Source organism: Streptomyces vietnamensis (assembly GCF_000830005.1).
Classification (GTDB): Bacteria; Actinomycetota; Actinomycetes; order Streptomycetales; family Streptomycetaceae; genus Streptomyces; species Streptomyces vietnamensis.
Map to the genome: position 1 here is coordinate 2,024,292 of NZ_CP010407.1, position 11,980 is coordinate 2,036,271.

The window sequence follows — 11,980 nt, forward strand, 5'->3', positions numbered from 1 at the left end:
TCTTCCGTTCACCCAGGTTGCCTACGTTCAACGCAACACTGACGTCGAACGATTGCCTGGGTAAATGGAACACATCACGCTGCTGCTCGCCATTGTGGTCGTGACAGCTCTAGTGTTCGATTTCACGAACGGTTTCCACGACACCGCGAACGCGATGGCCACGACCATCTCGACCGGTGCCCTCAAGCCGAAGACGGCGGTGGTCATGTCCGCCGTGCTGAACCTCGTCGGCGCGTTCCTGTCCGTGGAGGTCGCCAAGACGATCTCCAAGGGACTGGTCAACGAGGACGGCATCCAGCCCGAAGTGATCCTCGCCGCGCTCGTCGGCGCGATCCTCTGGAACCTGGTGACCTGGCTGGTCGGACTGCCCTCCAGCTCCTCCCACGCCCTGATGGGCGGCCTCATCGGCGCGACCGTCGCCTCGATCGGCGTCAGCGGCGTCAACGGCGAGGTCGTCGTCAGCAAGGTCCTCATCCCGGCCGTCGCCGCGCCGATCGTCGCCGGTATCGCCGCGACGCTGGCCACGAAGCTGACGTACAAGATCGGCGCCAAGACCTCCGAGAAGGACACGGCCAAGGGCTACCGCGTCGGCCAGATCGCCTCCGCCGGTCTCGTCTCCCTCGCCCACGGCACCAACGACGCCCAGAAGACGATGGGCATCATCACCCTCGCGCTGGTCGCCGGCGGCACCCTCGCCCCCGGCTCCAACCCGCCCGTCTGGGTCATCGTCTCCGCCGGTACCGCGATCGCGCTCGGCACGGCCCTCGGCGGCTGGCGCATCATCCGCACCATGGGCAAGGGCCTCACCGACCTCCAGCCGCAGCAGGGCTTCGCCGCCCAGACCAGCGCGGCCACGGTCATCCTGGCCTCCTCCCACCTGGGCTTCTCCCTCTCCACCACGCACTCCGTCTCCGGCGCCGTCATGGGTGCGGGTCTGGGCCGCAAGGGCGGCGTCGTCCGCTGGTCGACCGCCACCCGCATGTTCGTCGCCTGGGGCCTGACCCTGCCGGCCGCCGGCCTGGTCGGCGCGGGTGCCGAGTACGTCGCCCGCCAGGGCCAGTGGGGCGTCTACGTCGTCGCCGCCTTCCTCGCCGCCTCCTGCGTCGGCATCTGGCTCGTCTCCCGCCGCCAGCCGGTCGACCACACCAACGTCAACGAGGTCGAGACCGGCGCCGAGCCGGACGGCGTCGTGACCACCGCGATGGCCGCCGTCACCCCGCCGCCGGCCGGTTCCGTCGCCGCCGTCGCGGACGAGGACCTGAAGACCACCATCCCCGCGCCGGTCCCCACGGACCCGGCCGCTCCCCCGGCCCCCGCCGCGGTCTAAGGAACTGGAACCAAGCATGAAGATCGACTGGGCAGCTCTCGGCTCTGTCTTCGGAGTCAGCCTCGTGGCGACCGTCGCCCTCGTGGGCCTCTTCACCCTCGGTGTCGTCGGCCTCTCCAAGCAGGAGCAGGCCGCCGCCCAGGGAGGCTCCGCCACCCTGGCCCGCACCGGCGCCTACGCCTGCTTCGCCCTGTGCCTGGCGGCCGTGGCGTACGGCATCTACCTGATCGTCGCCTGACGCGTCGGGCGTGACCGGCGGGGCGGCCCGCACCTTCGGGTGCGGGCCGCCCCGCCGCCGTCGTGTTTGTGGTGCTTCGCACAGTGACGCGGCGCAGGTCAAGGGTGAGTTGACGGGTGTTCTCGGGCCGTGGTGGACTGCCGAGGCCATTACGGCGGCAGTAGAGGAAGTCCGGTGCGATTCCGGCGCGGTCCCGCCACTGTGACCGGATCCGAAGGGTCCGGGAGTCAGGAACTCTCGCCGCCGGTCACGTCGATCCAGGGCGCGGACCCTGAGTGAGGACACAGCGCCATGCCCGGCCGCAGCCCCAGACCTTCCCGAGCCACCGGCATCTTCGCGTACGGCGCGGCCGCCGGTCTCGCCGTCGACCTGCTCGTCGGCGACCCACGCCGCGGCCACCCCGTCGCCGCCTTCGGCCGGGCCGCGGGCCGGGTCGAGAAGGCCCTCTGGCACGACCACCGCGGCTGGGGCGCCCTGCACACCGCGGTGTGCGCCGGTGCCACCGTCGCGGCCGGCGCCCTCGCCGCCCGTACGGTACGGGGCAGCCGCGCCGCCTCCGTCGCCCTCACCGCCGCCTCCGTCTGGGCCGTCGTCGGCGGTACGACCCTGGGGCGCGAGGCCCGCGCGATCGGCGGCGCCCTCGCCGCCGGGGACCTGGAGGTCGCCCGGGAACGGCTGCCGCACCTGTGCGGACGCGACCCGCAGTCCCTCGACGGTCCCGCGATGGCCCGCGCCGTCGTCGAGTCCGTCGCCGAGAACACCTCCGACGCGGTCGTGGGCGCCCTCTTCTGGGGAGCGGTCGCGGGCGTGCCGGGCCTGGTCGGCTTCCGCGCGGTGAACACCCTCGACGCGATGGTCGGCCACAAGTCCCCCCGCCACCGGCGCTACGGCTGGGCCTCGGCCCGCCTCGACGACCTGGCCGGCTGGCCCGGGGCCCGGCTGACGGCCGTCCTCGCGACCGTCGCCGGCGGGAACCCGCGCGGGGCGGTGAGGGCCTGGCGGTCGGATGCCTCGAAGCACCCGAGCCCCAACGCGGGCCCCGTCGAGGCCTCCTTCGCGGGCGCCCTCGGCGTACGGCTCGGGGGGACCCTCTCGTACGCCGGGCGGGTCGAGCACCGGCCCGTCCTCAACGGGGAGGGGCGGCCCGTCGAGGTCGCCGACATCGACCGCGCGGTCCGGCTCTCCCGCCGGGTCACCGGACTGACCCTGGCCGCCTGCGTGGGCGGCCGCATGATCGCGAGCGCGCTGAAGCGGAGGAACGCATGAGGGGTGGGGGGCTGCTCGTCGCCGGGACCACGTCCGACGCGGGCAAGAGCGTCGTCACGGCCGGCATCTGCCGCTGGCTGGTCCGGCAGGGCATCAAGGTCGCGCCGTTCAAGGGACAGAACATGTCCCTGAACTCCTTCGTCACCCGGGAGGGCGCCGAGATCGGCCGCGCGCAGGCCATGCAGGCACAGGCCGCCCGGGTGGAGCCGAGCGCCCTGATGAACCCGGTGCTGCTCAAGCCCGGCAGCGACCGCTCCAGCCAGGTCGTCCTGATGGGCAAGCCGGTCGGGGAGATGAGCGCCCGCGGCTACCACGGGGGCAGGCAGCAGACGCTCTTCGAGCCGGTGATGGCGTGCCTGGAGGAACTCCGGGGCACGTATGACGCCGTGATCTGCGAGGGGGCGGGGAGTCCGGCCGAGATCAACCTGCGGCGCACGGACATCGTGAACATGGGCATCGCGCGCGCCGCGAAGCTGCCCGTCGTCGTGGTCGGGGACATCGACCGGGGCGGGGTCTTCGCCCAGTTCTTCGGGACGACGGCGCTGCTCGCGCCGGAGGACCAGTCGCTGGTGGCGGGCTACCTCGTGAACAAGTTCCGGGGCGACGTGACGCTCCTTGAGCCGGGTCTCGACATGCTGCACGGGCTCACCGGGCGCCGGACCTTCGGTGTCCTGCCGTACGCGCACGGGCTCGGCATCGACGAGGAGGACGGCCTGCGGGTCTCGCTGCGGGGCACCGTCCGCGAGTCGGTCGTCGCGCCGCCGGTCGGCGCGGACGTGCTGCGGGTCGCGGTCTGCGCGGTCCCGCTGATGTCGAACTTCACCGACGTGGACGCGCTGACGGCGGAGCCGGGTGTGATCGTGCGGTTCGTGGACCGGCCGGAGGAGCTGGCCGACGCGGATCTCGTGGTCGTGCCGGGCACCCGGGGCACGGTCAAGGCCCTCGCCTGGCTGCGCGAGCGGGGCCTCGCGGACGCCCTCGTCCGGCGCGCGGCCGAGGGCCGGCCGGTGCTCGGCATCTGCGGCGGCTTCCAGGCGCTCGGCGAGCGCATCGAGGACGAGGTCGAGTCGAAGGCCGGTGTCGTGGACGGGCTCGGGCTGCTGCCCGTACGGGTGCGGTTCGGGGTCGAGAAGACCCTCGCCCGGCCGGTCGGCGAGGCGCTCGGCGAGCAGGTCGAGGGGTACGAGATCCACCACGGCGTCGCCGACGTGCGGGGTGGTGAGCCGTTCCTCGACGGATGCCGGGTCGGCTCCGTGTGGGGCACCCACTGGCACGGCTCGCTGGAGAGCGACGGGTTCCGGCGGGCGTTCCTGCGGGAGGTCGCGGCGGCGGCGGGACGACGGTTCGTACCGGCCCCCGACACCTCGTTCGGCGCACTGCGCGAGGAGCAGCTCGACCGGCTCGGCGACCTGATCGAGGAACACGCGGACACGGACGCTCTGCTGCGGCTGATCGAGCAGGGCGCTCCGGAGGGGCTGCCGTTCGTGCCGCCGGGTGCGCCGTGAGCGGCCGCGCGGTCCAGGAATCCGTACGTACCGAAGGAGTGACCACCCGATGAGCACCCGGTATCCGTTCACCGCCGTCGTCGGCATGGACGATCTGCGGCTCGCGCTGCTGCTCAACGCCGTCAGCCCGGCCGTGGGCGGGGTGCTCGTGCGGGGCGAGAAGGGGACCGCCAAGTCCACCGCCGTCCGTGCGCTCGCCGAGCTGCTGCCGGAGGTCCCGGTGGTCGCGGGGTGCCGGTTCAGCTGTGACCCGGCCTCCCCCGACCCGGGCTGCCCGGACGGGCCGCACGACGACGCGCCCGGCACCGTCCGTCCCGCGCGGATGGTCGAGCTGCCCGTCGGCGCCTCCGAGGACCGGCTCGTCGGCGCGCTCGACATCGAGAAGGCGCTCGCCGAGGGCGTGAAGGCCTTCGAGCCGGGGCTCCTCGCCACCGCGCACCGGGGGATCCTGTACGTCGACGAGGTCAACCTGCTGAGCGACCACCTCATCGACCACCTGCTCGACGCCGCCGCCATGGGCGCCTCCCACGTCGAGCGCGAGGGCGTCTCCGTACGGCACGCCGCCCGCTTCCTGCTCGTCGGGACCATGAACCCCGAAGAGGGCGAGCTGCGGCCGCAGTTGCTCGACCGCTTCGGCCTCACCGTCGAGGTCGCCGCCTCCCGGGACCCCGAGCAGCGCGTCGAGGTCGTCCGGCGGCGGCTCGCCTTCGAGGACGACCCCGCCGCCTTCGCCGCCCGCTGGGCCGGCGAGGAGGCCGCGCTGCGCGAACGGATCGTCACCGCCCGGGCGTTGCTGCCGCAGGTGACCCTCGGGGACGCGGTGCTGCTCCAGATCGCCGCGACCTGCGCGGCGTTCGAGGTGGACGGCATGCGCGCCGACATCGTGATGGCCCGCACCGCGACCGCGCTCGCCGCCTGGGCCGGGCGGACCGAGGTGACCTCGGAGGACGTACGGCAGGCCGCACTCCTCGCCCTCCCCCACCGCCGGCGGCGCTCGCCGTTCGACGCGCCCGGCCTCGACGAGGACAAGCTCGACGAGACCCTGGAGCAGTTCAAGGGCGATGACGAGGATCCGGAGCCCGAGCCGGACGGGCCCGGTGACGGCGGCCCGGACGGTGGTGGCGGCGGGGGCGTTCCGCCGCAGAGTGACGGGCCCGAGGGGCCTGCGCCCGAGTCCGCCGAGGTCCCGGAGAGCGCGCCCGCGCCTGCCCCGCAGGGCGCCGGCGCCGGTGAACGCGCCGCCGTCAAGGCCGGCGAGCCCTTCCGTACGAAGGTGCTGAGCGTCCCCGGTCTCGGCGAGGGCGCGGCCGGGCGCCGCTCCCGGGCCCGCACCGAGCACGGCCGTACCACCGGATCCACCCGGCCCCGGGGCGCGCTGACCAAGCTGCACCTGGCCGCGACCGTGCAGGCCGCCGCCCCGCACCAGCGGGCGCGCGGCCGGTCCGGGCCCGGTCTGGTGGTCCGCCGGGACGATCTGCGGCAGGCGACCCGGGAGGGGCGCGAGGGGAATCTCGTGCTCTTCGCCGTGGACGCCTCCGGGTCGATGGCCGCCCGGCAGCGGATGAGCGCCGTGAAGGGCGCCGTGCTCTCGCTGCTGCTCGACGCCTACCAGCGGCGCGACAAGGTCGGCCTCGTCACCTTCCGGGGGCGGGACGCCGAGGTCGCGCTGCCGCCGACCTCGTCCGTGGACGCGGCCGCCGCCCGCCTGGAGAAGCTGCCGACCGGAGGCCGTACGCCGCTGTCCGCCGGGCTGCTCAAGGCCCATGACGTACTGCGGGTCGAACGGCTCCGTGACCCCTCGCGCCGCCCGCTGCTCGTCGTCGTGACCGACGGGCGGGCGACCGGCGGCGGCGCCGACCCGGTGGCGCTCGCGGCCCGCGCGGCGCGGCTGCACGCCGCCGACGGCACGGCGAGCGTGGTCGTGGACTGCGAGACCGGGCCGGTGCGGCTCGGGCTCGCGGGGAACCTGGCGCGCGAACTCGGCGGCACCGCCGTGACCTTGGACGAGCTGCGCGCCGACTCGATCGCCGGCCTCGTCAGAGACGTACAAGCAGACAACGCCACCAGGAGGGCCGCTTAATGCCGCAGGGACAGCCGACCGTCGTGCCCGACGACGGTCTCACCACCCGTCAGCGCCGCAACCGGGCACTGGTGATGGTGCACACCGGCGTCGGCAAGGGGAAGTCGACGGCCGCGTTCGGCATGGCGCTGCGCGCCTGGAACCAGGGCTGGCCGATCGGGGTGTTCCAGTTCGTCAAGTCCGCCAAGTGGAAGGTCGGCGAGGAGAACGCCCTCAAGGCGCTCGGCGAGACCGGCAAGGGCGGCACGGTCACCTGGAACAAGATGGGCGAGGGCTGGTCCTGGATCCAGCGCGAGGTCGCCGAGGGCGAGCAGTCCCACGAGGACAAGGCCCGCGAGGGCTGGGAGCAGGTCAAGCGGGACCTCGCCGAGGAGAAGTACAAGTTCTACGTCCTCGACGAGTTCGCCTACCTGCTGCACTGGGGCTGGATCGACGTCAAGGAGGTCGTCGAGGTGCTGCGCGACCGGCCCGGGCAGCAGCACGTCGTCATCACCGGCCGCAACGCGCCGCAGGAGCTCCTCGACTTCGCCGATCTCGTCACCGACATGTCCAAGGTCAAGCACCCGATGGACGCCGGTCAGAAGGGCCAGCGGGGCATCGAGTGGTAGCACGTCTCGTCATCGCCGCGCCGTCCTCCGGCGCGGGCAAGACCACGGTCGCGACCGGCCTGATGGCCGCGTTCGCCGGCCGTGGTCTGGCCGTCTCCCCGCACAAGGTCGGCCCCGACTACATCGACCCCGGCTACCACGCGCTCGCGACCGGCCGCCCGGGCCGCAACCTCGACGCGTACATGTGCGGTACGGGGCTGATCGCGCCGCTCTTCCTGCACGGGGCGCGCGGCTGCGACCTGGCCGTCGTCGAGGGGGTCATGGGCCTGTACGACGGGGCCGCCGACCAGGGCGAGCTGGCGTCCACCGCGCAGGTGGCGAAGCTGCTCAAGGCGCCGGTCGTCCTCGTCGTGGACGCGTCCTCGCAGTCGCGGTCGGTGGCGGCGCTCGTGCACGGGTTCGCGTCCTGGGATCCGGAGGTGCGGATCGGGGGCGTGATCCTCAACAAGGTCGCGTCGGACCGGCACGAGCATCTGCTGCGGGAGGCGCTCGGGGAGTCGGGGGTGCCGGTGCTCGGCGTCCTCCGGCGGGCGCCCGCCGTCGCGACGCCGTCCCGGCACCTCGGCCTGGTGCCGGTCGCCGAGCGGCAGGCCCAGGCGGTGGAGGCGGTGGCCGCGCAGGCGGAGCAGGTTCTCGCCGGGTGCGACATGGAGGCGCTGCTGGCGCTGGCCCGCAGCGCGCCTGAGCTGCACGCCTCGTTGTGGGCAGGCGTTCCGCAGGGCGGAACGGGTGGGCACAACCCGACCACCGGCCCGCAGACGGCCGACAAGCCTGGCCGTAAACCGATCATCGCCGTCGCCGGCGGGGCGGCGTTCACGTTCTCGTACGCCGAGCACACGGAGCTGCTCCAGGCCGCCGGCGCCGAGGTCGTCACCTTCGACCCGCTCCGGGACGAGGCCCTGCCCGAGGGGACGAGCGGGCTCGTCATCGGCGGCGGCTTCCCCGAGATGTACGGCGAGCAGCTGTCCGCCAACGAGCCGCTCCGGAAGGCCGTCGCCGAGCTCGCCGCGTCCGGCGCGCCCGTCGCCGCCGAGTGCGCCGGGCTGCTCTACCTCGCGCGGTCGCTCGACGGCCACCCGATGTGCGGGGTGCTCGACGCCGACGCGCGCATGTCGGAGCGGCTCACGCTCGGCTACCGGGACGCCGTCGCCGTGAGCGACAGCGTCCTCGCTCCGGCCGGGGCACGGCTGCGGGGACACGAGTTCCACCGCACCGTCATCGAGCCGGGTGCCGGGCCGCTGGCGGCCTGGGGCCTGCGGCAGCCGGAGCGGCGGGTGGAGGGCTTCGTGCAGGGCGGGGTGCACGCCAGCTATGTGCACACCCACTGGGCGGGGTCCCCCGAGGTCGCCGCGCGGTTCGTGGAGCACTGCGCGTGAGCTCAGCCGCCGGAGACGCCCACCACGAGCCAGATGAAGGCCACGCCCGCCACCGTGCACAGCAGGGTGGAGCGGGCGGGGTGTTCGTGGTGGGCCTCCGGCAGGATCTCGGCGGCGGCGAGGTAGAGCAGGGCGCCGCCGAAGAAGCCGAGATAGCAGCCGAGCAGTTCCTCCGGAAGGGTGAACAGGGTGGCGAGTCCGGCGCCGACGAGCGGGGCGACGGCGTCCGCGACGAGCATCGCGAGGGCCTTGCGGCGGGCGTTCCCGTAGAGGCTCGTGATCGTGTACGTGTTGAAGCCGTCGGCGAAGTCGTGGGTGATGACGGCGAGGGCGACGGTGGCGCCCATGCCGCCGCTGACCTGGAAGGCCGCGCCGAGCGCGATGCCGTCCATGAGGCTGTGGAGGACCATCGCGGCCGCCGCCGTCAGGCCGACCTGGGGAATCCTTTCGTCGGCGCCGACGCCGTGCGCCGCCCGGCGGACGGCGAGGAGCCGCTCGACGACGTGGGCGAAGAGGAAGCCGCCGACGAACAGCAGCAGGGCCTCCGGGACGCCGAAGACCTTCCTCCCCGCGGCCTCCAGGGCCTCCGGCAGGAGGTCGAGTCCGACGACGCCGAGCATCAGTCCGCCGGCGAGGCCGAGGACGAGGTGGCGGCGGTCGGTGACGCGTCCGGCGACCCAGCCGCCGAAGAGCGTCATGAGGAACGCGCCGAGCGCGACGACTACAGCCATGGGCCTTTGCTATCCGATGGCCCGGCGACCGCGCACCTCGGCGTCGGGGCCCGGTCGGGCACGCCGGTGGGCGAGATCCTCGCGCTCGTCGACGCGGTCCTGCGGGAGGCGGGCCTGACGCGCGCGGAGGTCGGGTCGCTGGCCACGCTCGACGCGCGGGCGGCGGAGCCGGGGATCGTGGCGGCCGCGGCGGCGCTCGGGGTGCCGGTGCGCGGGTTCACGGCCGGGGAGCTGGCGGCCGTACCCGTACCGCATCCCTCGGAGCTGCCGCTGGCCGCGACGGGCACGGCGTCCGTGGCGGAGGCGGCGGCGCTGCTTGCGGCGGGGGCGGACGGGCGCGCGTGGCCGGTGGGGGCGGCGGGACTGGTGGGGCTGGAGAGGCCTGAGGGGCCGGCGGGATCAGAGGGGTCTGAGGGGCCTGAGGGGTCTGAGGGGCCGGCGGGGCCGCCCGCCGGGCGGGGCGGGGGCGTCCTGTCCACGGGCCCGGAAGGCGTCGTTCTTCTCGTCCCGAAGCGGAAATCACAGCGCGCGACCTGTGCAATCGCCGCATTTGCACCGTTTCGTTCGAACCAAGTGACGTCCGTCGCACGGTTGTTGCCCTTGACTCACGGGTACATCGCTGGCGAGCCTGGCTCACCCCCCACCATCCCCACCCCCCACACGACGGCGGCCATGGACACGCACACGGATACCGACGCCCACGACCTGCGCCACCACGGTGACGCCGAGGTCCGGGACGAGAAACTCATCGATCTGGCGGTCAACGTCCGGACGAACACCCCGCCGGACTGGCTGAGAGAGCGCATCGCGGACTCGCTGACGGGTCTCGCGGCCTATCCGGACGGCCGGGCCGCGCGGGCGGCGGTCGCCGAGCGGCACGACCTGCCGTCGAACCGGGTGCTGCTGACGGCCGGCGCGGCGGAGGCGTTCGTGCTGCTCGCGCGGGCGCTGCCGGTGCGGCGGCCGGTGGTGGTGCACCCCCAGTTCACCGAGCCGGAGGCGGCGCTTCGGGACGCCGGGCACGAGGTGGGCCGGGTGCTGCTGCGCGAGGAGGACGGTTTCCGGCTCGATCCGGCGATGGTTCCGGAGGACGCGGACCTGGTGGTGATCGGGAACCCGACGAATCCCACCTCCGTGCTGCATCCGGCCGCCTCGATCGCCGCGCTCGCCCGTCCGGGGCGGGTCCTGGTGGTGGACGAGGCGTTCATGGACGCGGTGCCGGGCGAGCGGGAGTCGCTGGCCGGGCGGACCGACGTGCCGGGGCTCGTGGTGCTGCGGAGCCTCACCAAGACCTGGGGGCTCGCCGGGCTGCGGATCGGGTACGTGCTCGCCGAGCCGGAGACGATCGCGGCCCTGGAGCGGACGCAGCCGCTGTGGCCGGTGTCGACGCCCGCCCTGGTGGCGGCGGAGGCCTGCATGTCGCGGGCGGCGCTCGCGGAGGCGGAGCACGCGGCGCACCGGATCGGCGTGGAGCGGGCCCATCTGCTCGCCGGGCTCGCGGAGTTCGACGAGGTGCGGACGGTGGCGGGGGCCGAGGGCCCCTTCGTACTGCTGCGGATCGACGGGGCGGACGCGGTACGGGAGCGGCTGCGGTCGCTGGGGTTCGCGGCCCGCCGGGGCGACACGTTTCCGGGCCTCGGCCGGAACTGGCTGCGGCTCGCGGTCCGGGACCGGGTGACGACGAACCGTTTCCTGCAGGCGCTGGACCAGGCGCTGCTGATCGGCGGCTGACACCCGGGGCGTACGCGGAAGGGCCCGGGGAGGGCGGTGTCGTCACCGCCGCCCTCCCCGGGCCCTTGTTCCCCCTCCTGGCGCCCCCCGGCGCTTCCCCCTCGGGCCGTCAGCCGCGGTTGCGGGCGCGCGAGCGGGTCACGGCGAGGGCGCCGCCGCCGGCGACGAGGAGGGCGAGCGCCCCGCCCGCGATGTACGGGGTGGTGGAGCTGGAGCCGGTCTCGGCGAGGTTCTCGGTGGGCGTGGTGCCGCCGTTGTTCGTCTTGATGCCGCCGGCGTCGCTCGGCTTGACCGAGGGCTGCTGCGTGGGCTGCCCGGTCGGCTGGTGCGTGGGCTGCCCGGTCGGCTTCTCGGTGGGCTTCTCCGTGGGCTTCTCGGTCGGGGCCGCGCCCTTGGGCGTCTCGCAGGTGGCCTCGGCGAGGGTCACCGTGCCGTTGACCTCGGCGACGCCGAGCTTCAGCGGGTTGACCTCCACCTTGAGTTCGAGGGCCGTGGCCGCGGCGGTGCGGGAGGTCGTGGACGTACGGGAGAGGTCCAGGGTGACCTGTCCGACGCCCGGCACGCTCACCCGGGTCCGGCCGGCCGCGGACAGGGTGGTCTTCTTGCCGAACACGGTGACGTGGCCGAGGACGTTGGACTGGGCGACCGGCTTCTTCCCCACCTCGCACAGCGCCTTGGACGTGACCTTCTCGACTTCGATGAGCGAGAGCAGCGGGATGCCGGGGACGTGGACCCGGGCCTTGACGAGGTTGACGTACCCCTCGGCCTTCTTCTCGTCCACGGTCGCGTCCGCGGTGGCGACGTCGGCCTTGAGGAGGTCGATCGGCTCCCCGCCCTCGGCCCCCTGCACCTTCACGGAGAGCGCGGTCTCGTTCTCGCTCTCGGGCGCCTTGACCTCGTTGAGGGAGGCCCGCACCGGCACGTTCACGGTCTTGCCGAGGAGGGAGACGTCAAGGCCGGCCCGCAGCACGGCGGCGGTGGCGCGCCCTTCGCCGCCCGTGGCGTGCGCCGCGGGGGCCGCGAGGAGCACGGGTCCGACGGCCAGGGCGGCGACGGTCGCGGCGGCGGCGGTGCGACGTACGGGCATGCGGAAGGTGTTGCTGTTCAAAATGGTGGAA

Annotated in this window: 10 protein-coding genes and 1 riboswitch; of the genes, 8 read left to right on the forward strand and 2 right to left on the reverse strand. The window is 74.1% G+C overall.

Annotated features, from left to right (window positions below; all coding sequences use genetic code 11):
* Nucleotides 1–64 precede the first annotated feature (64 nt).
* The 7 genes from SVTN_RS08925 to SVTN_RS08955 all read left to right on the forward strand — a co-directional run bounded on the left by SVTN_RS08925 (nucleotide 65) and on the right by SVTN_RS08955 (nucleotide 8,400).
* On the forward strand, nucleotides 65–1,327 hold the full coding sequence (locus SVTN_RS08925) for an inorganic phosphate transporter (protein WP_041128591.1): 1,263 nt from the start codon (nucleotides 65–67) through the stop codon (nucleotides 1,325–1,327).
* A 16-nt stretch (nucleotides 1,328–1,343) separates the two neighbouring features.
* Nucleotides 1,344–1,565: a hypothetical protein gene (locus tag SVTN_RS08930; RefSeq protein WP_041128592.1), complete on the forward strand. Its 222-nt coding sequence runs from the start codon at nucleotides 1,344–1,346 to the stop codon at nucleotides 1,563–1,565.
* A gap of 116 nt (nucleotides 1,566–1,681) precedes the next feature.
* Nucleotides 1,682–1,821, forward strand: a riboswitch (cobalamin riboswitch).
* A gap of 35 nt (nucleotides 1,822–1,856) precedes the next feature.
* A complete protein-coding gene (locus tag SVTN_RS08935; RefSeq protein WP_041128593.1) occupies nucleotides 1,857–2,831 on the forward strand; it encodes a cobalamin biosynthesis protein in 975 nt (324 codons plus the stop codon).
* Entirely contained in the window at nucleotides 2,828–4,336 is a 1,509-nt protein-coding gene (locus SVTN_RS08940; protein ID WP_041128594.1) for a cobyric acid synthase, read from the forward strand. Before SVTN_RS08935 ends, SVTN_RS08940 begins: the two co-directional genes overlap by 4 nt.
* Before the next feature lie 49 nt (nucleotides 4,337–4,385).
* Nucleotides 4,386–6,416: a putative cobaltochelatase gene (locus SVTN_RS08945; protein WP_041128595.1), complete on the forward strand. Its 2,031-nt coding sequence runs from the start codon at nucleotides 4,386–4,388 to the stop codon at nucleotides 6,414–6,416.
* Nucleotides 6,416–7,024, forward strand: a complete 609-nt coding sequence (gene cobO, locus SVTN_RS08950) for a cob(I)yrinic acid a,c-diamide adenosyltransferase (RefSeq protein WP_041128596.1) — start codon at nucleotides 6,416–6,418, stop codon at nucleotides 7,022–7,024. Before SVTN_RS08945 ends, cobO begins: the two co-directional genes overlap by 1 nt.
* Complete coding sequence (locus tag SVTN_RS08955) at nucleotides 7,018–8,400, forward strand: cobyrinic acid a,c-diamide synthase CobB (protein ID WP_041128597.1); 1,383 nt, start codon at nucleotides 7,018–7,020, stop codon at nucleotides 8,398–8,400. The genes cobO and SVTN_RS08955 overlap by 7 nt, the downstream gene beginning before the upstream one ends.
* Before the next feature lie 2 nt (nucleotides 8,401–8,402).
* Here SVTN_RS08955 and SVTN_RS08960 read toward each other — a convergent pair whose 3' ends face one another.
* A complete protein-coding gene (locus SVTN_RS08960; protein WP_041128598.1) occupies nucleotides 8,403–9,131 on the reverse strand; it encodes a ZIP family metal transporter in 729 nt (242 codons plus the stop codon).
* 66 nt (nucleotides 9,132–9,197) lie between these two features.
* Between SVTN_RS08960 and cobC the strand changes: the two genes are divergently transcribed.
* Nucleotides 9,198–10,862, forward strand: a complete 1,665-nt coding sequence (gene cobC / locus SVTN_RS41925; protein WP_245727881.1) for an Rv2231c family histidinol phosphate aminotransferase CobC — start codon at nucleotides 9,198–9,200, stop codon at nucleotides 10,860–10,862.
* A 109-nt stretch (nucleotides 10,863–10,971) separates the two neighbouring features.
* Here cobC and SVTN_RS08975 read toward each other — a convergent pair whose 3' ends face one another.
* Nucleotides 10,972–11,970, reverse strand: a complete 999-nt coding sequence (locus SVTN_RS08975) for an SCO1860 family LAETG-anchored protein (protein WP_041128601.1) — start codon at nucleotides 11,968–11,970, stop codon at nucleotides 10,972–10,974.
* Nucleotides 11,971–11,980 lie beyond the last annotated feature (10 nt).